Source organism: Vreelandella aquamarina, from assembly GCF_020075495.1.
GTDB classification, from domain to species: domain Bacteria; phylum Pseudomonadota; class Gammaproteobacteria; order Pseudomonadales; family Halomonadaceae; genus Vreelandella; species Vreelandella aquamarina_A.
Genome location: NZ_JABYQT010000002.1, coordinates 376123 through 399336, shown reverse-complemented (window position 1 = coordinate 399336; position 23214 = coordinate 376123). Strand labels below are relative to the sequence as shown.

At 61.9% G+C, this 23214-nt stretch carries 20 protein-coding genes; 12 read left to right on the top strand and 8 right to left on the bottom strand.

All coding sequences use genetic code 11. From position 1 onward, the window contains the following. Position 1: 1 nt before the first annotated feature. The 4 genes from HW452_RS04510 to HW452_RS04495 all read right to left on the bottom strand — a co-directional run bounded on the left by HW452_RS04510 (position 2) and on the right by HW452_RS04495 (position 3820). Entirely contained in the window at positions 2 to 889 is an 888-nt protein-coding gene (locus HW452_RS04510; RefSeq protein ID WP_224104902.1) for a branched-chain amino acid ABC transporter permease, read from the bottom strand. A gap of 73 nt (positions 890 to 962) precedes the next feature. Beyond that, positions 963 to 2186 (bottom strand): ABC transporter substrate-binding protein, encoded by a 1224-nt coding sequence (locus tag HW452_RS04505; RefSeq protein WP_224104901.1) that lies wholly within the window; start codon positions 2184 to 2186, stop codon positions 963 to 965. A 75-nt stretch (positions 2187 to 2261) separates the two neighbouring features. Further along, positions 2262 to 2984 carry an ABC transporter ATP-binding protein gene (locus HW452_RS04500; RefSeq protein WP_224104900.1) on the bottom strand — a complete coding sequence of 241 codons (723 nt, stop codon included), beginning with the start codon at positions 2982 to 2984 and terminating at the stop codon, positions 2262 to 2264. Between the two features lie 32 nt (positions 2985 to 3016). After that, on the bottom strand, positions 3017 to 3820 hold the full coding sequence (locus HW452_RS04495) for an ABC transporter ATP-binding protein (protein ID WP_224104899.1): 804 nt from the start codon (positions 3818 to 3820) through the stop codon (positions 3017 to 3019). Between the two features lie 361 nt (positions 3821 to 4181). On the opposite strand from HW452_RS04495, the gene HW452_RS04490 reads away from it, so the two are divergent. The 9 genes from HW452_RS04490 to HW452_RS04450 all read left to right on the top strand — a co-directional run bounded on the left by HW452_RS04490 (position 4182) and on the right by HW452_RS04450 (position 14457). Next, positions 4182 to 4610 carry a MerR family transcriptional regulator gene (locus HW452_RS04490; RefSeq protein ID WP_106374221.1) on the top strand — a complete coding sequence of 143 codons (429 nt, stop codon included), beginning with the start codon at positions 4182 to 4184 and terminating at the stop codon, positions 4608 to 4610. A gap of 70 nt (positions 4611 to 4680) precedes the next feature. Then, positions 4681 to 5850 (top strand): isovaleryl-CoA dehydrogenase, encoded by a 1170-nt coding sequence (locus tag HW452_RS04485; RefSeq protein ID WP_224104898.1) that lies wholly within the window; start codon positions 4681 to 4683, stop codon positions 5848 to 5850. A 9-nt stretch (positions 5851 to 5859) separates the two neighbouring features. After that, complete coding sequence (locus HW452_RS04480; RefSeq protein ID WP_224104897.1) at positions 5860 to 7467, top strand: carboxyl transferase domain-containing protein; 1608 nt, start codon at positions 5860 to 5862, stop codon at positions 7465 to 7467. A gap of 10 nt (positions 7468 to 7477) precedes the next feature. Beyond that, complete coding sequence (locus HW452_RS04475) at positions 7478 to 8284, top strand: enoyl-CoA hydratase-related protein (RefSeq protein ID WP_224104896.1); 807 nt, start codon at positions 7478 to 7480, stop codon at positions 8282 to 8284. A 14-nt stretch (positions 8285 to 8298) separates the two neighbouring features. After that, positions 8299 to 10341, top strand: coding sequence for an acetyl-CoA carboxylase biotin carboxylase subunit (locus HW452_RS04470; protein WP_224104895.1), 2043 nt, complete (start codon positions 8299 to 8301; stop codon positions 10339 to 10341). Then, positions 10338 to 11246 (top strand): hydroxymethylglutaryl-CoA lyase, encoded by a 909-nt coding sequence (locus tag HW452_RS04465; protein ID WP_224104894.1) that lies wholly within the window; start codon positions 10338 to 10340, stop codon positions 11244 to 11246. The genes HW452_RS04470 and HW452_RS04465 overlap by 4 nt, the downstream gene beginning before the upstream one ends. Positions 11247 to 11311: 65 nt before the next feature. Beyond that, complete coding sequence (locus HW452_RS04460; protein WP_224104893.1) at positions 11312 to 13030, top strand: AMP-binding protein; 1719 nt, start codon at positions 11312 to 11314, stop codon at positions 13028 to 13030. Next, on the top strand, positions 13027 to 13845 hold the full coding sequence (locus tag HW452_RS04455) for a class I SAM-dependent methyltransferase (RefSeq protein WP_224104892.1): 819 nt from the start codon (positions 13027 to 13029) through the stop codon (positions 13843 to 13845). Before HW452_RS04460 ends, HW452_RS04455 begins: the two co-directional genes overlap by 4 nt. Before the next feature lie 42 nt (positions 13846 to 13887). After that, on the top strand, positions 13888 to 14457 hold the full coding sequence (locus HW452_RS04450; RefSeq protein ID WP_224104891.1) for a hypothetical protein: 570 nt from the start codon (positions 13888 to 13890) through the stop codon (positions 14455 to 14457). A gap of 18 nt (positions 14458 to 14475) precedes the next feature. Here HW452_RS04450 and HW452_RS04445 read toward each other — a convergent pair whose 3' ends face one another. Beyond that, on the bottom strand, positions 14476 to 16362 hold the full coding sequence (locus tag HW452_RS04445) for a monovalent cation:proton antiporter-2 (CPA2) family protein (RefSeq protein ID WP_224104890.1): 1887 nt from the start codon (positions 16360 to 16362) through the stop codon (positions 14476 to 14478). Between the two features lie 131 nt (positions 16363 to 16493). Here HW452_RS04445 and HW452_RS04440 point away from each other — a divergent pair, with 131 nt between their 5' ends. From HW452_RS04440 to HW452_RS04430, 3 genes are read left to right on the top strand one after another with little or no spacing between them, the layout of a single operon-like run. After that, the gene (locus tag HW452_RS04440; protein WP_224104889.1) at positions 16494 to 16781 is read left to right on the top strand and encodes a Trp family transcriptional regulator; all 288 of its coding nucleotides are present in this window, start codon (positions 16494 to 16496) and stop codon (positions 16779 to 16781) included. 3 nt (positions 16782 to 16784) lie between these two features. Beyond that, entirely contained in the window at positions 16785 to 18203 is a 1419-nt protein-coding gene (locus HW452_RS04435) for an anthranilate synthase component I family protein (RefSeq protein ID WP_224104888.1), read from the top strand. Next, on the top strand, positions 18200 to 18862 hold the full coding sequence (locus tag HW452_RS04430; protein ID WP_224104887.1) for an anthranilate synthase component II: 663 nt from the start codon (positions 18200 to 18202) through the stop codon (positions 18860 to 18862). Before HW452_RS04435 ends, HW452_RS04430 begins: the two co-directional genes overlap by 4 nt. Positions 18863 to 18958: 96 nt before the next feature. Here HW452_RS04430 and HW452_RS04425 read toward each other — a convergent pair whose 3' ends face one another. The 3 genes from HW452_RS04425 to ppc all read right to left on the bottom strand — a co-directional run bounded on the left by HW452_RS04425 (position 18959) and on the right by ppc (position 23201). Beyond that, entirely contained in the window at positions 18959 to 19270 is a 312-nt protein-coding gene (locus HW452_RS04425) for a hypothetical protein (RefSeq protein WP_224104886.1), read from the bottom strand. Between the two features lie 165 nt (positions 19271 to 19435). Then, positions 19436 to 20464 carry a 23S rRNA pseudouridine(2604) synthase RluF gene (gene rluF, locus HW452_RS04420; RefSeq protein ID WP_224104885.1) on the bottom strand — a complete coding sequence of 343 codons (1029 nt, stop codon included), beginning with the start codon at positions 20462 to 20464 and terminating at the stop codon, positions 19436 to 19438. A gap of 88 nt (positions 20465 to 20552) precedes the next feature. Continuing rightward, positions 20553 to 23201 (bottom strand): phosphoenolpyruvate carboxylase, encoded by a 2649-nt coding sequence (gene ppc, locus HW452_RS04415; RefSeq protein ID WP_224104884.1) that lies wholly within the window; start codon positions 23199 to 23201, stop codon positions 20553 to 20555. Positions 23202 to 23214: the final 13 nt, after the last annotated feature.

Sequence of the window (23214 nt, the reverse complement as noted above, 5' to 3'; positions counted from 1 at the left end):
GCTATGCCTCCTTTCCGAACAGCCCGGCCGGGCGCAGCATGAGAACCAGGATCATGACCAGAAAGATCACCGTGTTGGCGGCTTCCGGGTAGTACACCTTGGTCAGTCCTTCGATGATGCCCATGCCAAGCCCGGTAAGAATCGCGCCCAGGATCGAGCCCATACCCCCAATTACCACCACCGCGAATACCACGATCAAAAGACTCGACCCCATGGTGGGCGATACCGGGTAAAGCGGTGCAGCAAGCACGCCGGCAAAGGCGGCAAGGCCCACGCCGAATCCGTAGGTCAGGGTGATCAACAGCGGCACGTTCACCCCGAAGGCCTGCATCAGTTGGGAGTTTTCAGTGCCTGCACGCAGGTAGGCGCCCAGGCGAGTGCGCTCGATCATGAACCAGGTGAACAGGCACATGGCAAGGGCAGCCACCAGCACCCAGGCCCGGTAGGTGGGCAGGAACATGAACCCCAGATTGAGCCCGCCCTGTAGAATCTCCGGCGTGGCGTAGCGCGCCCCGGAAACCCCGAACAGATTGACCAATGTGCCCTCGATAATCAGCGCCAGGCCAAAGGTCAATAGAAGCCCGTAAAGATGGTCCAGGTGGGCGATGCGGCGCAGCAGAAAGCGCTCGAGCAGCATGCCAAGCCCGCCGATCACCAATGGCACCAGAACGAGCGCCAGCCAGTAGTTGATGCCCAGGTAGCGAAAGCCGAGAAGCGCAGCAAACGCTCCCAGCATGTACTGGGCGCCGTGGGCGAAGTTGACGATCTTCAACAGCCCGAAGATGACCGCCAGACCCAGGCTCAGAAGCGCATAGAAGGCGCCGTTCACCAGCCCCAGCGTCAGCTGACCCATGAACACCGCCATGGGCACACCGAATATCATCGTCATGTACGACCCTCCTCGCCCCTGCGGGCAGGCGTTTTACCGGCTGCCCGCAGGGAAGTGCTCAACGGTTATCGGCTCAGTTCTGCACCAGGCTGCACTGGCTTTCCGAGAGCGGACGATAGGCCTCTTCAGCAGGAATGGTGCTGAGAATTTCGTAAAGGTCCCACTCGCCGGTGGACGCTTCCGGGGTTTTCACCTGGGCCAGATACATGTCGTGCACCATGCGGCCGTCTTCACGGATGCGCCCGTTGCGGGCAAAGAAGTCGTTGATGGGCTCGGATGCCATCTGCTCGCGCACGGCCTGGGCCTCGTCGGTGCCCGCCGCTTCCACGGCCTTGAGGTAGTGCATGGTGCTGGAGTAGATACCTGCCTGCACCATGGTGGGCATGCGGCCTACCTCGTCAAAATAGCGCTGCGCCCACTCCCAGGACTGCTCGTCCATGTCCCAGTACCAGCCGGTGGTCAGCAGTAGATTTTGGGTCGCCTCCAGGCCCAGGGCATGCACGTCGTTCAGAAAGATCAGAAGCCCTGCCAGCTGCTGGCCGGACTGGGTGATACCGAACTGACTGGCAGTGGTGATCGCATTGACCGTATCCGCCCCGGCGTTGGCAAGCCCCACGATCTTCGCACCGGACCCCTGGGCCTGAAGAATGTAGGAGGAGAAGTCGCTGGTCGGGAACGGGTGACGCACGCCACCGACGATCTCGCCGCCGTTGGCTTCCACCACGCGGGTCACATCCGCTTCCAGTGCGTGGCCGAAGGCGTAGTCCGCGGTGAGCAGAAACCAGGTATCGCCGCCCTGCTCCACCACCGCCTTGGCGGTACCGTTGGCCAGCGGATAGGTATCGTAGACCCAGTGAATATGGTTCGGCGTGCAGTGCTCGTTGGTCACGCTGGAAGCCGCGGAGCCAGACACCAGCCCCAGACGGTCGTTTTCCGCCAGCACCTTGGTGACTGCGATGGTGACCGAAGACGCCACCAAGCCCGCGACCATATCGACGTTGCGCTGGTCGATCCACTCGCGCACGGTGTTGGCGCCCACGTCGGCGCTGTTGCGGTCATCGGCGCTGAACACCACGATGGGCGCGCCGTTGACGCTGCCGCCGAAGTCCGCCACCGCCATCTCGAGCGCGGTCAGCCCGCCGGGGCCGGCAAGGTCACGATAGGTGCCGGACATATCCGCCAGGTAGCCGATGCGCACCTCGTCATCGCTTATCTCGGCCTGAGCGGTGGTGGCCACCACCGCGGTCGCGGCAGCCATGGCGATGCTTGCAGCGAGTCGCTTCTTGATTAACGTCATGTTCGTCTCCTGGCCTCTGGCCATTGTTGTTGTCATGTGGCGCTGTTCTGGTGTGACGCTTCAGGGTGTTTCGCTTTACACGCCAAGCATCGTGTTGAGATGCTCGCGCCGCGCGGGCAGCTCAGAAGCGGTGATCTCCTCGACGATCTGGCCGTGGTCCATCACGAAGTGGCGGTCGGCCAAGGGGGCAGCAAAGCGAAAGTTCTGCTCGACCAGCACGATGGTCATGCCGCGTGCTTTCAGCTGCACCAGCACTTCGCCGAGTTTCTGCACGATGACCGGGGCCAGGCCTTCGGTAATTTCGTCGAGCAGCAGAATGCGCGCCCCGGTACGCAGGATGCGCGCCATGGCCAGCATCTGCTGCTCGCCGCCGGAAAGCCGGGTGCCCTGGCTTCTGCGCCGCTCGAAAAGGTTGGGGAACATGATGTAGATATCATCCAGGCTCATGCCGCCGGAGCTGACCGTGGGCGGCAGCAGCAGGTTTTCGTGGACATCCAGGCTTGCAAAGATGCCGCGCTCTTCGGGGCAGTAGCCGATGCCCAGGCGCGGGATATGGTGCGGCTTCATGGAAAGCGTCTGCTGGCCGCTGACCACGATGGAGCCGGTACGCCGCCCGACCATGTTCATCATGGCTTTCAGGGTGGTACTGCGTCCGGCGCCGTTGCGGCCCAGGAGCGTGACCAGCTCGCCCTGCTTCACGTCGAAACTGACCCCGTGAAGAATATGCGACTCGCCGTAGAAGGCGTGCAGGTCCTTCACCCGAATCATTTCCCGGGCGGAGTGGTTAGCGGTGGGCATAGTCGCCGGGGCTGAGTTTATCGTACTGTGCATCATGCGCTGGCTCTCGCTTTCTCGGCGTCGTTGTCGGCGCTTCCCATGTAGGCCTCGCGCACCCGCGGGTCGTTCGACACGCTGGCGTAGTCGCCTTCGGCCAGCACCGCCCCCCGGGCCAGCACCGTGATGCGGTCACAAAGCCGGCTGACCACGCTCAGGTTGTGCTCCACCATCAGTACCGTGCGCCCTTTCGAAACCCGCTTGATCAGCGCCACGATGCGATCCACATCTTCCGCGCCCATGCCCTGGGTGGGCTCGTCGAGCAGCAGCATGACCGGGTCGAGTGCAAGCGTGGTGGCCACTTCAAGCGCCCGCTTGCGCCCGTAGGGCATCTCGACAGTCAGGGTATCGGCGTATTCGCCCAGGCCCACCTCGTCAAGCAGCGCCATGGCGCGCTCGTTCAAGTGATCCAGGGTTTTTTCCGATTTCCAGAAGTGAAACGAGGTGCCCAGGCGTAGTTGAAGCGCCACGCGAACGTTTTCGAGCGCGGTCATGTGGGCGAACACCGCCGATATCTGGAACGAGCGCACCAGCCCCAGCCGGGCGATCTGGTTGGCCTTGAGCGAGGTGATGGGCTTGCCCCGGTACAGAATCTCGCCCCGGGTGGGTGGCAAAAACTTGGTGAGCAGGTTGAAGACCGTGGTCTTGCCGGCGCCGTTGGGGCCGATCAGGGCGTGAACATGGCCTTCCTGCACACTCAGGTTGACGTCATCCACTGCCGTGAAGCCGCGAAAGCTCTTGGTCAGGCCACGCGTTTCAAGCACCGCTGCAGAAGCGGGCGAAGTAGCGGTTGCACTCATGGTGTGCCAGTCCTCTGCTGTTCTTGTGTCGTATCGGGTGCGAGCTTGATACGAAGGCGAGGTATCGGTTATCGAGCGTCTGCCCGGCAGTTATTTTTGTTAGCGGGCTGTGCATCTTTACCTGAACGTAAAGTGCAGTTTCAAACTAGCAACCTCGGGTAGGCCATGACAATTACAACTTTGGTCTACCGCTATTCAAATTAGCGTTCTATAAAACAACAACCTGCTATTTGACAACGGCTTACCGCATACAGGGCGTCTCTGCACACGCCCAATGACTGCTTTACGTTAACGTCAACTTGTTTTAGCCTCAATGGCAGTGTTCCATGGGAACAGACCCTTTCGACGAGAATCTTGAACAATGAGCAGAACCTACTCGATCAGCGAACTGGCCAACGAGTTTGATGTGACCACCCGCAGCATCCGGTTTTATGAAGACCAGGAGCTGCTGCGCCCGGCACGCCGCGGCCAGACGCGCATCTACAGCAGCAAGGACCGGGTACGCCTGAAGCTCACCCTGCGCGGCAAGCGCCTGGGCCTGTCACTTGCCGAGATTCGCGAGCTCTTCGAGCTGTGGGACGAGACCCGCAGCGGCAGCGAAAAGCAGCTTCACCTGATGCTCGAAAAGATTACCGAGCGCCGGGCGGCGCTCGAACAGCAGATGAAAGACATCACCATGGTGCAGCTGGAGCTTGAAAGCGCCGAGATCCGCTGCCGCCAGGCGCTCGAGGAGCTCAGCGAGAAACGCAGCGACGACGTGCGCGTCAAGGCTTCATCGTCCGCTTCCTGACGACATGGGCCTGCCAGCGCATTACCTATCCAGCATTACCTATCTAACAATATTCAACAGGTGATCGACCATGCACTCCCTCTACTCGGAACTCAATTTCGGCCTCGACGATGAAATGAACATGCTGCGCGAGCAGGTCAACGCCTTCGCTGCCAGCGAGATCGCCCCGCGTGCCGCACAAATCGACCGCAACAATGAGTTCCCCAACGATCTGTGGCAGAAATTCGGCGACATGGGGCTTCTGGGCATTACCGTTTCAGAAGAGGATGGCGGCAGCGGCATGGGGTATCTGGCCCACTGTATCGCCATGGAAGAGATTTCCCGGGCCAGCGCCTCAGTCGCGCTTTCCTATGGCGCCCACTCCAACCTGTGCGTGAACCAGATCAAGCGCAACGCCTCTCCCATGCAAAAGGAGAAGTACCTGCCCAGGCTGATGAGCGGCGAGCACGTGGGCGCACTTGCCATGTCCGAGCCGGGCGCCGGCTCGGATGTCGTCTCCATGCAGCTGCGCGCCGAGAAGCGCGGCGACCGTTACATCCTCAACGGCAACAAGATGTGGATCACCAACGGCCCGGATGCGGACGTGCTGGTGGTCTACGCCAAGACCGACCCGGATGCAGGCTCCAGAGGCATCACCACCTTCTTGATCGAAAAGGGCATGCCCGGATTCTCCACGGCGCAGAAGCTCGACAAGCTGGGCATGCGCGGCTCCAACACCTGCGAGCTGGTGTTTCAGGAGTGCGAGGTGCCTGCCGAAAACGTCATGGGTGAGGTCGGCAAGGGCGTCAACGTCCTGATGAGCGGGCTGGATTTTGAACGCACCGTGCTGGCCGCGGGGCCTGTGGGTATCATGCAGGCCGCCATGGATGTGGTCGTGCCCTATATTCACGAGCGCCGCCAGTTCAACCAGTCGATCGGCGAGTTCCAGCTGGTACAGGGCAAGGTGGCGGACATGTACACCACGCTCAACGCCTGCCGGGCGTATCTCTACGCCGTGGCGGCCGCCTGCGACCGGGGCCAGACCTCGCGCAAGGATGCCGCCGGGGTGATTCTCTACTGCGCCGAGAAGGCCACGCAAACCGCGCTGGACGCCATTCAGCTGCTGGGCGGCAACGGCTATATCAACGAGTACCCCACCGGGCGGCTTCTGCGCGATGCCAAGCTCTACGAGATCGGCGCAGGCACCAGCGAGATTCGGCGCATGCTGATTGGCCGTGAACTGTTTACCGAAAGCCAGTAGGGGCACGCCATGAGCAGGATCACTACCCAGGTCAATCCCAGAAGCGAGCTTTTCCAAGCCAACGCCGCCGCCATGCGCGCCGAGGTAGATAAGCTTTATGAGCTTAACGCGGCCATCGCCCAGGGCGGTGGCACCCAGGCGCGCGAGCGCCACGAGAGCCGCGGTAAGCTGTTCGCCCGCGACCGCATCGACCATCTGCTGGATGAAGGTTCGCCGTTTCTGGAATTCTCGGCGCTGGCCGCCTATCAGGTCTATGAAACCGATGTGCCCGCAGCAGGCGTGATCACCGGCATCGGGCGGGTATCCGGGGTGGAGTGCGTGATCGTGGCCAACGACGCCACGGTCAAGGGCGGCACCTACTTCCCGCTCACCGTGAAAAAGCACCTGCGCGCCCAGGAGATCGCCCGAAAGCACCGCTTGCCGTGCCTCTACCTGGTGGATTCCGGCGGCGCCTTTCTGCCCCGCCAGGATGATGTATTCCCGGACCGCGACCACTTCGGGCGCATCTTCTATAACCAGGCGACGATGTCGGCGGAAGGTATCCCGCAGATCGCCGTGGTCATGGGCTCCTGCACCGCTGGCGGCGCCTACGTGCCCGCCATGGCGGACGAGTCGATCATCGTGCGTGAGCAGGGCACGATCTTTCTGGGTGGCCCGCCGCTGGTGAAGGCCGCCACCGGCGAAACCATCAGCGCGGAAGCCCTGGGCGGTGCCGATGTACACGCCAAGATCAGCGGCGTGGCAGACCACTATGCCGAAAACGATTTGCACGCCCTGCAGATCGCCCGCGCCTGCGTCTCCAGGCTCAACTGGCAAAAGCGCGGCAAACTTGCCATGCAGGCACCCGAGCCACCGACGCTCGACCCGACGGAGCTTTACGGCATCGTGGGTACCGATCTGAAAAAGCCCTTTGACGTTCGTGAAGTGATCGGGCGGATCGTGGATGCGTCCAACTTTGACGAGTTCAAGCGCTACTACGGCGATACGCTGGTCACCGGCTTTGCGCATATTCACGGCCACCCAGTAGGCATCATCGCCAACAACGGCGTGCTGTTTTCAGAGTCGGCGGTAAAAGGCGCGCACTTTATCGAGCTGTGCGCCCAGCGCAAGATTCCGCTGATATTTCTGCAGAACATCACCGGCTTCATGGTCGGCTCAACCTACGAGCACGAAGGCATCGCCAAGCATGGCGCGAAGCTCGTGACCGCCGTGGCGTGTGCCAAGGTGCCCAAGTTCACCGTGCTGATCGGCGGCAGCTTCGGCGCCGGCAACTACGGCATGTGCGGGCGCGCGTTCGAGCCCAACCTTCTGTTCATGTGGCCCAACGCGCGCATTTCGGTGATGGGCGGTGAACAGGCCGCCGGCGTGCTCGCTCAGGTCAAGCGCGAGCAATTCGAGCGCGAAGGCCGGGAGTGGACTCGACAGGACGAAGAGGCCTTCAAGGCGCCTACCCGCGAGCAGTACGAGCACCAGGGCCACCCGAACTATGCAAGCGCACGGCTTTGGGATGACGGCGTGATCGACCCCCTTCAGACCCGCGACGTGCTGGGGCTAGCGCTTGCCGCAGCGATGAATGCCGAAATCGAAAAGACGCGCTTTGGCGTGTTTCGGATGTAGAGGTGGGCCAATGGCTTATTCAACATTGACGATACAAGACGGCGTGGCGCGTCTGTCGCTCGACCGCCCGGAGGTGCACAACGCCTTCGACGACAGCCTGATTGCCGAGCTGAATGCGCATCTGGCCGAACTTGAAAAACGTGCAGAAGCGGGTGACGTGCGCGCCGTGGTGCTGGGCTCCCAGGGCAAGAGCTTTTCCGCCGGGGCGGACCTTCACTGGATGAAGCGCATGGTCGATTACGACCTGGACGACAACCTTGCCGATTCGCGCAAGCTTGCCGAGCTGATGCACCGTCTGGATACCCTGCCTTGCCCCACCCTCTGCCGCGTGCAGGGTGCGGCGTTTGGCGGGGCTGTGGGCCTGGCCGCCTGCTGCGATATCGTCATTGCCACGCGCGAGGCCAAGTTCTGCCTTTCGGAAGTCAAGATTGGCCTGTCACCCGCGGTCATCAGCCCTTACGTTCAGCGCGCACTTGGCCCCCGCCAGATGCGTCGCTATGCGCTTACCGGCGAAATGATGGATGCCGATACCGCGCTGTCTCTGGGTCTGGCCCATCAGGTGGTCGAGAGCGAGGCGCTGGATAGCAGCGTGGACGCGATGCTAAAGGCGCTGCTGGCAGGTTCGCCTCAGGCGCAGCGGGCCACCAAGGCGCTGCTGGCCGCGGTGAGCGAATCAACGGAGGCGACCGCCACTCGCGAACAGACCTGCCAGGTGATCGCCCGGCTGCGCGTCAGCGCCGAAGGCCAGGAGGGCCTCACCAGCTTTTTCGAGAAACGCCGCCCGGCCTGGGTTCAGGCACCCGGTTCACAACCATGACGCTGGAGCCCGCCATGACAAGAACAACCCCGTTCGACACCCTGCTGGTGGCCAACCGCGGCGAGATTGCCTGCCGGGTGATGCGCACCGCCCGCCAGATGGGCCTCAAGACGGTCGCCGTCTACTCGGATGCCGACGCCAACGCCCGCCACGTGCGCGAAGCCGACGCGGCGATTCGCATCGGCCCCGCCGCCGCGCGGGAAAGCTATCTCGATATCGACGCAGTGATCAGTGCTGCCCGGCGCACAGGTGCGGGGGCGGTGCATCCCGGCTACGGCTTTCTCTCCGAAAACGGCCGATTCGTGACCGCGCTTGAAGAGGCGGGTATTACCTTCGTCGGCCCGCCCGCCTCGGCGATTGCCGCCATGGGCGATAAATCAGCAGCCAAGGCGCGCATGGCGAACGCCAAGGTGCCGCTGGTGCCGGGCTATCACGGCGATGACCAGGATGATGCGCTGCTGCGCTCCGAGGCCGACAAGATCGGCTACCCGGTGATGCTCAAGGCCAGCGCCGGCGGCGGCGGCAAGGGCATGCGCGTGGTGGAAAGCGGTGATGCCTTTCAGGCCGCCCTCGACGGCTGCCGGCGCGAATCCAGCGCGGCCTTCGGTGACGAGCGCATGCTGATCGAGAAGTATCTGGTCCAGCCCCGCCATGTGGAAGTCCAGGTGTTCTGCGACCGTCAGGGCCAGGGTGTTTATCTGTTCGAGCGCGACTGCAGCGTGCAGCGCCGCCATCAGAAGGTGCTCGAAGAGGCGCCCGCCCCAGGCATGCCCCCCGCGCTGCGCGAGGCGATGGGAAGTGCGGCCGTGCGCGCCGCACGCGAGATTGGCTATGTGGGCGCGGGCACCGTGGAGTTTCTGCTCGATGCAGATGGCGCATTCTACTTCATGGAGATGAACACCCGCCTGCAGGTCGAGCACCCGGTCACCGAAATGATCACCGGCCAGGACCTGGTCGAGTGGCAGCTGCGCGTGGCCATGGGTGAACCGCTGCCCTGCACCCAGGAGGCGCTGACCATCACCGGGCACAGCTTCGAGGCGCGCCTGTACGCCGAAGACCCGGAGCAGGATTTTCTGCCCGCCACCGGCACCCTCACCCGCTTTGCGCTGGACCTGGAAGGCGCAGGCCTGAATGGCGCGCAGGTGCGCCTGGATAGCGGCGTGGAGAGCGGAGACGTGGTCTCGATGCACTACGACCCGATGCTCGCCAAGCTGATCGTTCACGGCGTGGACCGCGACGCCGCCCTTGCCACGCTCAACCGGGCGCTGGCGGCTCTTGATGTGCAGGGCGTGGTCACCAACCGTGCCTTTCTCCAGCGTCTGGCTACCCATCCAGCGTTCAAGAACCTGGAGCTGGATACCCGCTTCATCGAACGCCACGAGGCAACGCTGTTCGCCCCGCGCAGCGACGCAAACGAGGATTACGCCAGCGCCGCGCTGGTGGCCCTGCACCAGCTTGCCGGCGAACAGCAAGGTGCCTCGCCCTGGCAGCGCCATGACGGTTTTCGCCTGAACGCGCCCCGCAGGGTGCGCATTGCGCTGCAAGCGCCAGCCGCCACTGGCGGCGACGAGCCGGTGGTCACGGTGGAAGGCACGCGCCAGCCGGGCGATGCCCACTGGCGCCTCGCGGTCAGCGGCCAGACCTTTACCGCAAGCCTGGCCCCTCTTGCCGGCAATGCGGTGGCCATCACCCTGGACGGCCATCGCCGCCGCCTGCAGGCCCAGCGCGACGGCAACGTGCTGGTGCTGGCAAGCCCCGAGGGCGAAACACGGCTTGTGTGGCAGCGCCTCGATGCCGCCAACCACGCCGCCCACGAGGTGCAGTCAAGCTTTACCGCGCCTATGCACGGCACCGTGGTGGCGCTGCTGGTCGACCCCGGCGTCAGCGTCGAAAAGGGCATGCCGCTGATGGTGATGGAGGCCATGAAGATGGAGCACGCCATGACCGCACCACTGAATGGCAGCGTGGCAAGCTTTCACTTCCAGCCTGGCGATACCGTAAGCCAGGGCGACGTGCTGCTCGACTTCGCCGCCGCTGACCAGGGAGTCTCGTCATGACCCTGCCCCAACGCGTGCGCCTGTTCGAAATGGCCCCCCGGGACGGCCTGCAGAACGAACCCGGCGCCATGGTGCCTACCGCTACCAAGATCGAGCTGATCGAGCGGCTGGCCAGTGCCGGTATTCGCCATATCGAGGCGGCAAGCTTCGTCTCGCCCCGGTGGGTGCCGCAAATGGGCGATGCCGGTGACGTCATGCGCGGCATCACCCGAATGCCTGGCGTGGTGTACTCGGCGCTGACCCCCAATCTCAAGGGGCTGGAAAACGCTCTTGAGGCGGGGGTTGAAGAAGTTGCCGTGTTTGGCGCTGCATCGGAAGCCTTCTCGCAGAAGAATATCAACTGCTCGATTACCGAGTCGCTTACGCGCTTCGCACCGGTGCTGGAGCGCGCCCAGGGCGCCGGCGTGCGCGTGCGCGGGTATGTCTCCTGCGTGCTGGGCTGCCCTTATGAAGGCGCCATCGAACCGGCGCGGGTGGCAACGGTCGCCCGCGCGCTTCTTGACATGGGCTGCTACGAGATTTCACTGGGCGATACCATCGGCGTGGGCACGCCGCTTGCCGCGAAAAGGATGATCAATACGGTAAGCCAGGAGGTCCCCATCGAGCGGCTGGCCGCCCACTTCCACGACACCTACGGCATGGCAATCGCCAATCTGTATGCGGTCATGGAAGAAGGCATCAGCGTGATCGATGCGGCCACCGGCGGCCTCGGGGGCTGCCCTTACGCCAAGGGTGCTTCCGGCAACGTGGCCACCGAAGACGTGCTCTACCTGCTCGAAGGGCTGGGCATTGACACCGGCATCGATCTTCAGGCCGTGATCGAGACAGGCGTCTGGATCACACGGGCGCTGGGCCGCCGCCCCGGCTCGAAGGTCGCCCTGGCTAGAGGTACGCGTTCAGTATAGTTGCCGCATCGACGCCAACAGCAGCGTCCATTCGAACAGACAAGAACAACATTCGGAGAGACATCATGGCATCACAAACACTGACACCACCGATCCTGCCCAGCTACACCAGCAGCACCGCGGCCAAGCCGCTTCTGGGCATGACCATTGGCGAAAAGTTCGACCAGATCGCCGCCGAGTACCCGGATAACGATGCGCTGATCGTGCTGCATCAGCATATTCACTGGCGCTACCGCGAGCTTCACGAGCAAGTGAACCGCTGCGCCCGGGCGTTGCTGGCCATTGGCGTCAAGCGCGGCGACCGGGTGGGCATGTGGGCGCCCAACTGTGCCGAGTGGACCCTGACCCAGTTCGCTACCGCCAAAATCGGCGCCATTCTGGTCAATATCAACCCGGCCTACCGTACCCACGAGCTCGAGTATGCCTTGAACCAGTCCGGCGCACGCTTTCTGGTCTGTGCTGACCGTTTCAAGAGCTCCGATTACCGCGGCATGCTGTATGAGCTGGCCCCGGAGCTCCAGAGCAGCACCGGCGGCAAGCTCAAATCGCTGAAGCTGCCGCAGCTCGAGTGCGTGATCAACTTGAGCGCTGAGCAGCATGCGGGCATGTGGCGCTGGAGCGATTTCGTGCAGGAGGCCAGCCGGGTCAGCCAGGCCGAGGTCAACGAGCTTCAGGCAACGCTGCAGTTCGATGACCCGATCAATATCCAGTACACCTCGGGCACCACCGGCTTTCCCAAGGGGGCCACGCTTTCCCACCACAACATTCTCAACAACGGCTTTTTCGTGGCCGAAAGCATGGGCTTTACCAGTGAAGATCGCCTGGTGATTCCGGTGCCGCTCTATCACTGCTTTGGCATGGTAATGGGAAACCTTGGCTGCATGACCCATGGCGCGGCGATGATCTACCCGGATGAGGGCTTCGACCCCGGCAAGGTGCTCAAGGCGGTACACGAGCAGCGCGCCACCGCGCTTTACGGTGTACCCACCATGTTCATCGCCGAGCTCGGCCACCCCGAGTTTGCCGCCACCGACCTCTCCACGCTGCGTACCGGCATCATGGCGGGCTCGATCTGCCCGGCGGAGATCATGAAGCAGGTGATCAACAAGATGAACATGAAAGGCGTGCAGATCGCCTACGGCATGACCGAAACCAGCCCCGTGTCCACCCAGACCGGCGCCGATGACCCGATCGAAAAGCGTGTTTCCACTGTGGGCCGTACCCAGCCGCATCTGGAGAGCAAGATCATCGATCCCGGCAACGGCGGCATTCTGCCCCGCGGCGAAATCGGCGAGCTGTGCACCCGGGGCTACAGCGTGATGCTCCGGTACTGGAACAACCAGCAGGCCACAGGTGAGGCCATCGATGAAGCGGGCTGGATGCACACCGGTGACCTGGCCACCATGGATGACGAGGGCTACGTGCAGATTGTCGGACGCATCAAGGACATGGTGATTCGCGGCGGCGAGAACGTCTATCCCAAGGAGATCGAGGAGTTTCTGTATACTCACCCGGCAGTGCTCGATGTACAGGTCACCGGCGTGCCCGATGAGAAGTACGGCGAAGAGCTGGTTGCCTGGGTCAAGTTGAATGACACCGCAGGCGAGATCACCGGCGAAGATCTTCGCGAGTTCTGCCAGGGCAAGATCACCCACTTCAAGATCCCCCGCTACTTCAAGTTCGTCGATGAATTTCCCATGACCGTGACCGGCAAGATCCAGAAATTCAGGATGCGCGAGATCTCGATGAACGAGCTGGGCCTGAACCAGGAGACACGCCGGTGAGTTCGAGGGGACTCGCGGCGCACTACCACCAGGCATTGCGCGACGCCGAAGTGCTAGCCCAGATTCAGCACCACTACCCGGCAGGCCCCACACTTCACCAGCTCGCCCCGCTGGATCAGCTGCACATTGGCGGCGTGAGTGCGTCAAGACGTCTACTTGGCCTGCTCGACCCCGCCATCCACCCGCGCGTGCTGGATATGGGCGCGGGCCTGGGCGGGCTGATGCGCCAGGGCGCAGCGCTCGGGTTTCATATGACCGGACTGGATATTACCCATCGCTTCACGCGACTCAACCAGGCGCTGACGGCGCTTGCCTCTCCGGCCGGGCCACCACTTCGCTGGATAACCGGCGACGCCTGCGCCCTCCCCTTTGCCGAGGCAAGCTTCGATGCCCTTCTCTTCCAGCATAGCCTCATGAACATGCCCGATGCGGCCCAGGTGTTCAAAGAGAGCCGCCGAGTGCTGCGCCCCGGCGGCAAGCTGGTCATGCATGAAGTAGTGAGCGGGCCAGAGGTATCCCAACTGCGCTTCCCGGTGCCCTGGGCGCTCACCGCTGAACATTCGCACCTCCTCGAACATTCAACCTTGAAGAAAATGCTCATCGAGGCCAACTTTACCTTGGAGCACGACCTGGACTGGAGTCGCCCAGCCCTTGAATGGCGCGAGCGCCAGCGCGGCAAGGAGCAAACAGGCCAGGCACCGGCGCTTTCGCCACAGTGGGTATTCGGCGAGCGCTTCATGAAGATGGGGGAAAACCTGCTGTTCAACCTCAAGGCAGGCGCAATTAACGTGGTAGAAATAAGGGCCAGTTGCTAAGCTGGTCAGGATAATAACAGGCCAAGGACGAGGAACCCCCCAATGAAACGCTTGGCTGGCGTTATACTCTACGGCGTTATCGGCTCTACCCTACCAATATTGACTGCTGCGGCTGATGATACGCTTCCGGCCATCGCCTACGCCACGCCCACCAGCGAATTGATGCAGCTGGACAATGGCGTGGTGCTTGAAGGCAGCGATCTGAGCAGCCTGGATACCTATACCTCAGGTTTTCGGTTCACGGCAGGCTTCAGCCCCTGGCAGCTTCCCCGCCTGGATATCGGCGCCGAAATTGCCTATCGCGAAAGCGACGAAGTCCCTATCGCCTCCAGTATGACGCCCTTGATCATGGATACCCTAAGCCTCGGCGGTGCCCTCGTTGCCGGCATTCGCATGGGCGCTGTCAGCATGTATGCCAAATCCGGCCTGACCGAGTGGCGCGGTGAAACCAACCTGCCCCAAGGCGATGAAGGCGGCACCACCTGGCTGCAGGGATTCGGCGCCACCCTGACCATCAACCGCCTGATCACCCGCCTCGAGTACGAACGCGTCGACGCACCCACCTTGAGTCACCTCAATCATTTGAGTGCATCGCTGCATCTGCCGTTTTAATGGCTTGAACCTAGCAGTTCAACGCGTATCCTCCTCTGGCGCCGTCCACACCGGCACATCTTCCCGCCTGGGTTCGTGCCACTCTTGGTTCATGGCGGTATTGAGCGACTCCTCGAGCTTCATGAACAGCTCGCCGTAGCGTGGGCTGAAGCTGATGCCCCCTTCTATCTCCTTCCAGGCGTCAAACAGCTCATCTTCGTGGGCCTGTTCGTTCTGCAGGAAGGACCAGGTCATCTGCTTGGCGCGCATGGGGTGTACGCCCATGGCGGTCAGCGCATGGCCGCCCAATTCCAGCGCCGAGTGGTAAGTCTCGCTGACCACGTCATCAGCGCCGGCTTCGCGCAGCTGGTAGCCGTGGCCGCGGTCGAAGGCACGCGCCAGCACCCACACGTTGGGGAAGTAGTGCTTGACGTGGCGGACCATCTGCACGGCGCGCTCGCGGTCGTCGATGGCTACCACCAGCAGGCGCGCATTCTCGATTCCCGCCCGCTCCAGCAGGTCCGCGCGGCTGGCATCGCCAAAGTAGCTCTTGATATGGATGCGGCGGGAGTTTTCGATCTGCTCGAGTTCGAGATCAAGCACGACCATGGGCATGTTGTTGGCCCGCAGCAGGCGGCAGATGATCTGCCCAAAGCGCCCTGCCCCGGCCACGATGACCGGCGCCTGCTCCTCGATGGTGTCAGCGTCGCGCTCATCCTGGCCACTTTGATAGCGCGGCAGTACCAGGCGGTCGTAGGCGATGAACAGAAGCGGCGTCAGGAACATGGAAAGCGCGACCACCAGCGAGAGTATCTGTGCGGTATCCGAGGGGATGACGCTGTTCTGTACGCTGTAGGTCAACAGCACGAAGCCGAACTCCCCCGCCTGGGCCAGGCTCAGGGCAAACAGCCAGAAGTTGCTCTCCTTGATCTTGAACAGCAAGGCCAGAGCCAGAAGCACCACGGCCTTGATGGCGATAACGCCCAGGGCCAGGCCAATCACGGTAGCCCACTCGGCAGCGAATACGCCAAAGTTGATGCCCGCACCCACGGTAATAAAGAAAAGCCCGAGCAACAGCCCCTTGAAGGGCTCGATATTGGCTTCCAGCTCGTGCTTGAACTCACTGTTGGCAAGCACTACCCCAGCCAGAAATGCCCCAAGCGCGGGCGACAGATTGACCAGACTCATGAGTGCGGCAATACCGATCACTACCATCAGCGCGGTAGCGGTGAAGACTTCGCGAAGCCCGGCGCCTGCCACGTAGCGGAAAAGCGGCGGGCCAAGATAGTAGCCCCCGGCGATCACGGCGGCAATGGCAGCGATGACCACCAGCGCATGCGCCCAACCGGGCAGATGAGCGACCAGGTTGAAGCCGCTATGGTCATCCCCCCCGCCTGCTGCCCCCATCAGCTCGGGCAGCGCCAGCAGCGGAATCAGCGCCAGCATGGGAATGACGGCGATGTCCTGAAACAGGAGTACTGAAAACGCGCTGCGTCCGCCTTCGGTCTTGGCAAGCCCTTTCTCGTTGAGCGTCTGCAGCACGATGGCCGTTGACGAGAGCGCAAAGATCAGCCCGACCGCCAGCGCCGTCTGCCATACCAGACCAAGCCAGAGTGCGATGGCAAAGCCCGCCGCAGCGGTAATCGCCACCTGTAAGCCCCCCAGCCCTACCAAGCGTACTCGCATCGCCCAGAGGCTCTTGGGGTCAAGCTCCATGCCTACCAGAAACAGCATCATCACCACGCCAAACTCGGCAAAGTGCTGAATGGTGTTGGTTTCCTGACCGACCAGGCCAAATACCGGGCCGATGGCCACGCCGGCCACCAGATACCCCAGCACCGACCCAAGTCCAAAGCGCTTGGCCAGCGGCACCGCAATGACGGCCGCCACAAGGTAGATGAATGCTTGAATGAAATAGGCCGTCATGACGCGCTCCTTGAATCAACGTTGCGGTATAGTAATCGATTAGCTTGCTTGGATAACCCTTTGCTTGACTTCCCGGCCAATCCATATATCGTACTAGTACGCTAGTACATACATAAGGATACCGGTGCCGCATGCCTGGAACGCCCGTTTCACAACCACCAACGTCTTCGGATGAATACCGGGACGCCTTGATCGACTATCTCTTGAGCGTGGATGACCCCGCGGCCATGAACGAGGCGCTTGAGCGCCTGCTGACCCCGGCGGAGTATCAGGAGATCAGCAAACGGCTGCAAATCTTCAATCTGCTGCGTGACGGCGTACCCCATCGCCAGATCGCCCAGATGCTGGGCGTTGGCATTGCCACCGTTTCCCGCGGCTCCCGCGCGCTAGGTACCTCCCACTCGACACTGGACCGCTGAATCATGACGACTTACGCAACGCCCCCATCAGGCACCGGCCCACGCCCGTTCACCCTGCCGCGCAAGCCCCACTACGTGACCCTGGCTGCCGACTGCGACTTCTTTGCGCTATTCAAGAAGATCGAGAAGCAGTTCGATACCTGCTACATGCTGGAGTCGCTGGGCGAAGACAGCCACATGGCTCGCCACTCGATCATCGGCTTTGACCCGGAATACACGCTCTACGCCAATGGAAAGACGCTGAGCATCGAGGGCCGGGAAGGCAACACCGAGCACTACCCAAGTGAAAACCCCTATGAACTGCTGCGCAGTCTGATTCCCCAGAACATCATCTCGCGCAAGTACGCCGGGGGCCTGGCAGGTTACCTGGGCTATGACGCCATGCAGTATTTCGAGCCCACGCTTTCGCTCAAGGCCAGCGACGACTTCGACACCTTTCGTTTCGGGCTTTACAAGGATGGCCTGATCCTCGACAAGATGACCGGCGAGGTGACCTATTTTCATTACGAACACAGCCGTTTCGAGTTTCTGCAGTCGCTGATCGATGCCGAGGACGAGCCCAGCGGCGCGCTGAATATCACTGCTCTGGGCGATACCATGAGCCAGGCCGAACACGCCGTGGCCGTGGCCAAGGTCAAGCAGGATATCATCGACGGCAAGGTGTTCCAGTGCGAGGTGGGGTTCAAGAAGCGCTTTCGCATCGAGGGTGATACCGTGGCCCTTTACGATCAGCTGCGTACCATCAACCCCTCGCCACAGATGTACTTCATGAAGTTTGGCGAGCAGAAACTGATTGGCGCAAGCCCCGAGCTGCTGTTCCGCCTGCGTCAGGGCGAAATGGAAACCTTCCCGCTTGCCGGCACCACCACCCGCGGCCGGGATGCCACGGAAGATACCCAGCTCGCCCGCCAGCTCTTGAACGACCCCAAGGAGATCGCCGAGCACAACATGATCGTGGACCTGCACCGTAACGATATCGGCCGGGTTGCCCGGTTCGGCACGGTGAAGGTGCGCAGCCTCATGGATATCAAGCGTTTCAGCCACGTGCAGCATATCTCGAGCGAAATTGTCGGTATCATCGCCGAGGGAGAGGACATGTTCACCGCACTTGCCAGCAACTTCCCCGCCGGCACGCTGACCGGTGCGCCCAAGATCGAGGCGATGAAGATCATCGATGAACTCGAAACCGATGGCCGAGGCCCTTATGGCGGCGCTGTGGGTCAGTTCTCGTTCAACGGTGACTGCACCTTTGCCATCCCCATCCGCACGGTGTTCGTCAACGGCGAGCGCGCCTACGTGCAGACCTGCGGCGGCAATGTCTATGACAGTAACGCCGAGGATGAATACGAAGAGATCCGCCGCAAGTTCGCCGGCACGCGCAAGGCGCTGGCCCCCTTCATGAATTCGGAGAGCCCGGCATGAACGTGTTGATCATCGATAACTACGATTCGTTTACCTACAACCTCTATCAGTTCATTGGCGAGATTCTGACCACCGAGAAGAATCGAGGTGCGCTGGATGCTTTCGATATTCTGGTCAAACGCAACGACCAGATCACCTTTGCCGATATCGTGGCCATGGCGCCGGACCGCATCATCATCTCCCCCGGCCCCGGCTCGCCGGATGACCCGCGCTATTTTGGCGTGTGTGCTGAAGTGATCAAGGAGCTTGGCAAGACCACGCCCCTTCTCGGCGTTTGCCTGGGCATGCAGGGCATCGTGCATGTATTTGGCGGTCAGGTCGTCAAGGCGCCTTTGCCCATGCACGGCAAGATCAGCCCGGTGAACCATGCTCAGCAGTCGGTGTTCCAGGGCGTGCCGGACCAGCTTGAGGTGATGCGCTACCACTCGCTGATCGCGCATGCGGATTCGCTGCCGGAGTGCCTGCAGGTCACGGCTACCGTGGGCAGCCTGAGAGCCGAAGATTTCGAGCAGCGCAGCCACTGGAAGAATGCCGGTGAGTTCGAGCTGATGGGCGTCAAGCATCGCGACTACCCGATTCACGGCATCCAGTTTCATCCCGAGTCATTTGCCACCGAGGGCGGCAAGGAGCTGATTGCCAATTTCCTTTTGGCTACCTGATGAGACGCGTGATAAAAGCTAAAAAGCTGGATACCACAGTGAGCGGTATCCAGCTTTTGCATATCTGTTTGCGCAGTGTTCAGGCTTTTGCCGGCGTCAGCGCCCCTTGCCCTTATCGCCTAACGTGAACGAGGGCGGATCGCTGGCCGGGAAGGTATCATCGACCATGTCATCCACATCGCTTTCCGTATAGTCACCGCTGACGCGATCCGCTGAATAGACCGTATATCCCTCAGCGACCTGCCACTGACCGTCGACCTCCTTGAGATCGTGCCTTTCCAGCCAGATGCGGCTCCCATCGGTCTTGACTACTTCGATCTTCGTTTCAGCACTTGCATCTGAAACGGTGCCTAGCGTGCTCCCATCCTGGGTGTAGATAGTGGCATCTTGAAGCTCACTTTGTGCCATCTCAAGGTCCTCCATTGATAGACAAGTATCAATACCTTAGTTGGCCCCACGCAAGTTGGGCAAGGTAATTCAGACAACTTTACCTTATCGCAACACCGTGATTATAAAGTATAATTTACATAATGCTCAGAAAAGCAGCGCTCGTATCCTAACGCCGTGGAAAACCTAGCGTTTTGGCTTGCCCCTGGATTGACCGCCGCGCGTGCCAGGCTTGCTGGTACCTGTCCTTCCCTTGCCAGCGGGCTTGCCTGCCCGCTTGCCCTGGGAAGCTGGTTTGCTCCCTGCCTTGGCCTTCGGATGCGCCTTGCCCACCGCTGAGAACTTGCCCTTGGCGCTCGAGCGCGGTTTGCCATTGGCCGCCCTGCCCGAACCACCCGGCTTGCCACCCGCCGGCTTTGGCTTGCGCGGGTTCGGGCCACTCTGCGCGCGCGGCTTGGCCTTTGGTTTGGCGGACGTCTGAGGCGCCGGGGCCGCCTCGGAGCTTTCGGTCAGCGCCACGATGGTGTCGATCTCTTTAGGCGTCAGATCTCGCCAATCGCCCAGCGCCAAGCCCTTCAGGCTTACGTTCATGATGCGGGTGCGCACCAGCTGAGTGACCTCATAGCCGAAGTATTCGCACATGCGGCGAATCTGGCGGTTGAGCCCCTGCACCAGGGTAATCATGAACACGAAGGTGGAAGCCTTCTCTACCTTGCACTTCTTGGTGACCTGACCAAGAATCGGCACGCCCTTTTGCATGCCTTCTACAAATTCGTCGGTGATCGGCTTGTTCACCGTCACCTGATACTCTTTTTCGTGATTATTGTTGGCACGCAGAATCTTGTTGACCAGATCACCGTTGTTGGTCAAAAAGATCAGCCCCTGGGAGTCCTTGTCCAGCCGTCCGATGGGAAAAATACGCGCACCATGCTTCACGAACTCGACGATGTTGTCCTTTTCGCTGGATTCTGTGGTACTCACGATGCCGACCGGCTTGTTGAGCGCAATCAGCACCAGATCCTCTTCTTCCTGAGGCTCAATCTCCTGGCCGTTCACCTTTACCCGATCACCGGCAACCACCTGATCACCCGTGGTCGCCCGACGGCCATTGATCCAGACGTTGCCCTGCTCGACAAAGCGGTCCGCCTCGCGGCGCGAGCAGAGGCCGCTTTCGCTGATGTACTTGTTGATTCGGGTCGATTTTCTTAATGACATAACTCGCCGTAAGGCTGAAAGTGAGTAAAGACAGTGTCAAAAGAGGCCGCCCACTTTCCGAGCGGCCTCTTTATCCCGCGATGTTCGTTTAGCCGGTGTTGCGCAGCCCGGCCGCGATCCCGGCCATGGTCACCATGAGTGCGCGGGAAAGATCGGCGCTGATCGCTCCGTCGGCATCGCGGTTACGTTGCAAGAGCTCGGCCTGCAGCCCATGCAGCGGGTCGATGTAGGGGTTGCGCACATCGATGGCCTGGCGAATCAGCGGCGTGTTCTCCAGAAGCTTCTCCTGTTGAAGGATGTCCAGCAGCACGTTTTCCAGACGCGCAAAGCGCTCGCGCAGCTCCTTGCCCAGCGCCTTGAGCGACGGCTCGTCCACCAAGCGGTGCTCGTAATAGGCAGCAATGGCGGTATCCGCCTTGGCCAGCAGCATCTCGAGCATATCAAGATAGGTGCCGAAAAACGGCCAGCGGTTGCGCATCTCCTTAAGCACTTCCAGGCCACCCGGCTCCTGCAGACGGCGGACGAAGGCTTCACCGCTTCCCAGCCACGCCGGCAGCATCAGGCGGATCTGCGTCCAGGCGAAGATCCAGGGGATGGCGCGCAGTGTTTCCACGCCGCCATCCTGGCGCCGCTTGGCAGGCCGTGAGCCCAGCGGCAGCCGCCCAAGCGCCCCTTCGGGCGTTACCGCGCGGAAATAGGGTACGAAATCAGGATTTTCACGCACCACGCCCACATAGCCGGCGTGCGCAATGCTGGCGAGATTATCCATCTCCTCGCGCCAGCGGGGTTCCGGGGCAGGCGGTGGTAGGAGCGTGGCTTCCAGCACGGCACAGGCGTAGATCTCCATGGAGCGCAGGGCGATATCCGGCTGGCCGAACTTGAAGCGAATCATCTCCCCCTGCTCGGTCACTCGCAGGCTGCCATTCACCGAGCCTGGCGGCTGAGAAAGAATCGCGGCGTGGGCCGGACCGCCGCCACGGCCTACAGTGCCACCTCGGCCGTGGAACAGGGTCAGGTCGACACCGTGGCGCTCGCATACATCTACCAGCGCTTCCTGGGCGCGGTACTGCGCCCAGGCGGCGGCCAGCTGGCCGGCATCCTTGGCAGAATCCGAGTAGCCGATCATGACTTCCTGGCGGTCATGAATCAGCGCCCGATAGCCCGGCAGTGAAAGCAGCTGCTCGATAACGCTGCCGGCGTGATCCAGGTCGTTGAGTGTTTCAAACAGCGGCGCGATGGGCAGCGTAGCCTGGCCGCCCACCTCCTTCATCAGCAGCGCCACGGTCAATACGTCCGAAGGTTCACCGGCCATGGAAATGATATAGGTACCCAGCGCCTCCGCGTGCTCCTGGGCAATCACCTTGAAGGTATCCAGCACCTCGCGGGATTCAGCGGAGCACTCCCAGCGGCGTGGAATGAGCGGTCGGTGCGAGGCAAGCTCTTCAAGCAGAAACGCCTGCCGCTTGGCTTCATCCCACTCCTGGTAATGGCCAATGCCCAGCGCATCGGTCAGCTCTTCGATCACCTGAGCGTGGCGGCTGGCTTCCTGGCGCAGGTCCAGCTTGGTCAGGGTGACGCCGAATACCGCTACCCGGCGCAGCGTATCCAGTAGCGAGCCGTTGGCGATGGTATCCAGCCCTACATCGCACAAGGAGCGGTAACAGGCCAGCAGCGGCGCGTAGAGCTGGTCGCGGGTTTCCACGATCGGCCCGCCATCGAAATTGCGCCCTTCAAGCGCCGCCTTGGCCCAGTCGCGGGTGGTTTCGACCTTGATCAACAGCCGCTTGAGCAGTTCGCGGTAGGGTTCGGCAACGTCACCTACTTCGGCTTTCAAGGCGCTGTTGGCCTTCCACATGGAAAGTTCGGTCTTGAGCTGCTCGAGATCACGCAGGTACAGGTCCGCTGCCATCCAGCGGCCCAGAAGCAGCACCTCGCGCGTCACCTTGGCGGTGACGTTAGGGTTGCCGTCACGATCACCACCCATCCAGGAGGCGTAACGAATCGGCGCGGCGTCCAGGGGCAGGCGCTCGCCGGCGGTTTCCAGCAGCAGGTTATCCAGGTCGCGATGAAAATCGGGCACCGCCTGCCACAGCGAGTTTTCAATGACCGCAAACCCCCACTTGGCTTCATCCACCGGCGTTGGCCGCTCATGACGGATTTCATCGGTATGCCAGGCCTGGCTGATCAGCTCCTCGAGCCGCCCCTGGGCACGCGCGCCCCGTTCGGGGTAGTCGCTGGCGCCTTCAATGGCGGTCAGGCATTCGTCGATGGCGTCGTATTTCTGAATCAGCGTACGGCGGATGACCTCCGTGGGGTGTGCAGTGAGCACGAGCTCGACGCGCATCTTCGACAGCGTCTCGACCAGCTTGCGCGGGGAGTTGCCTGCCTGCTGGGCGCGCTCAAGAAGCTCGCCCAGTGCCGGCTGCGAGCCGGGCTTGTAATCTTCGACGCGCCGAAAGCGCGCCCGGTAGTGCTGTTCGGCAATATTGGCCAGGTTCAGAAACTGGTTGAAGGCGCGGGTAACGGGCAGCAGGTCACGCTCGGGCAGCTTGCGCAGGTACTCGATCAGCTCGCGCTGCTGCAGTGAATCTCCTTGGCGGCCCCGCTTGGCATGCGCGCGAATCGTCTCGATCTTGTCGACAAACGCCTGGCCTAGATCGTCTGCAATGGTGCGGCCCAGGCTGTCGCCCAGAATACGGACATTATCGCGCAGCGATTCGTGTAGATCGTGACTCATTGGCAAGGCCTCC

Excerpts from the sequence above, each read along its gene's own strand:
- HW452_RS04510 (WP_224104902.1), bottom strand. The coding sequence starts at position 889 with ATGACGATGATATTCGGTGTGCCCATGGCGGTGTTCATGGGTCAGCTG.
- HW452_RS04505 (WP_224104901.1), bottom strand. The coding sequence starts at position 2,186 with ATGACGTTAATCAAGAAGCGACTCGCTGCAAGCATCGCCATGGCTGCC.
- HW452_RS04500 (WP_224104900.1), bottom strand. The coding sequence starts at position 2,984 with ATGCCCACCGCTAACCACTCCGCCCGGGAAATGATTCGGGTGAAGGAC.
- HW452_RS04495 (WP_224104899.1), bottom strand. The coding sequence starts at position 3,820 with ATGAGTGCAACCGCTACTTCGCCCGCTTCTGCAGCGGTGCTTGAAACG.
- HW452_RS04490 (WP_106374221.1), top strand. The coding sequence starts at position 4,182 with ATGAGCAGAACCTACTCGATCAGCGAACTGGCCAACGAGTTTGATGTG.
- HW452_RS04485 (WP_224104898.1), top strand. The coding sequence starts at position 4,681 with ATGCACTCCCTCTACTCGGAACTCAATTTCGGCCTCGACGATGAAATG.
- HW452_RS04480 (WP_224104897.1), top strand. The coding sequence starts at position 5,860 with ATGAGCAGGATCACTACCCAGGTCAATCCCAGAAGCGAGCTTTTCCAA.
- HW452_RS04475 (WP_224104896.1), top strand. The coding sequence starts at position 7,478 with ATGGCTTATTCAACATTGACGATACAAGACGGCGTGGCGCGTCTGTCG.
- HW452_RS04470 (WP_224104895.1), top strand. The coding sequence starts at position 8,299 with ATGACAAGAACAACCCCGTTCGACACCCTGCTGGTGGCCAACCGCGGC.
- HW452_RS04465 (WP_224104894.1), top strand. The coding sequence starts at position 10,338 with ATGACCCTGCCCCAACGCGTGCGCCTGTTCGAAATGGCCCCCCGGGAC.
- HW452_RS04460 (WP_224104893.1), top strand. The coding sequence starts at position 11,312 with ATGGCATCACAAACACTGACACCACCGATCCTGCCCAGCTACACCAGC.
- HW452_RS04450 (WP_224104891.1), top strand. The coding sequence starts at position 13,888 with ATGAAACGCTTGGCTGGCGTTATACTCTACGGCGTTATCGGCTCTACC.
- HW452_RS04445 (WP_224104890.1), bottom strand. The coding sequence starts at position 16,362 with ATGACGGCCTATTTCATTCAAGCATTCATCTACCTTGTGGCGGCCGTC.
- HW452_RS04440 (WP_224104889.1), top strand. The coding sequence starts at position 16,494 with ATGCCTGGAACGCCCGTTTCACAACCACCAACGTCTTCGGATGAATAC.
- HW452_RS04435 (WP_224104888.1), top strand. The coding sequence starts at position 16,785 with ATGACGACTTACGCAACGCCCCCATCAGGCACCGGCCCACGCCCGTTC.
- HW452_RS04430 (WP_224104887.1), top strand. The coding sequence starts at position 18,200 with ATGAACGTGTTGATCATCGATAACTACGATTCGTTTACCTACAACCTC.
- HW452_RS04425 (WP_224104886.1), bottom strand. The coding sequence starts at position 19,270 with ATGGCACAAAGTGAGCTTCAAGATGCCACTATCTACACCCAGGATGGG.
- rluF (WP_224104885.1), bottom strand. The coding sequence starts at position 20,464 with ATGTCATTAAGAAAATCGACCCGAATCAACAAGTACATCAGCGAAAGC.
- ppc (WP_224104884.1), bottom strand. The coding sequence starts at position 23,201 with ATGAGTCACGATCTACACGAATCGCTGCGCGATAATGTCCGTATTCTG.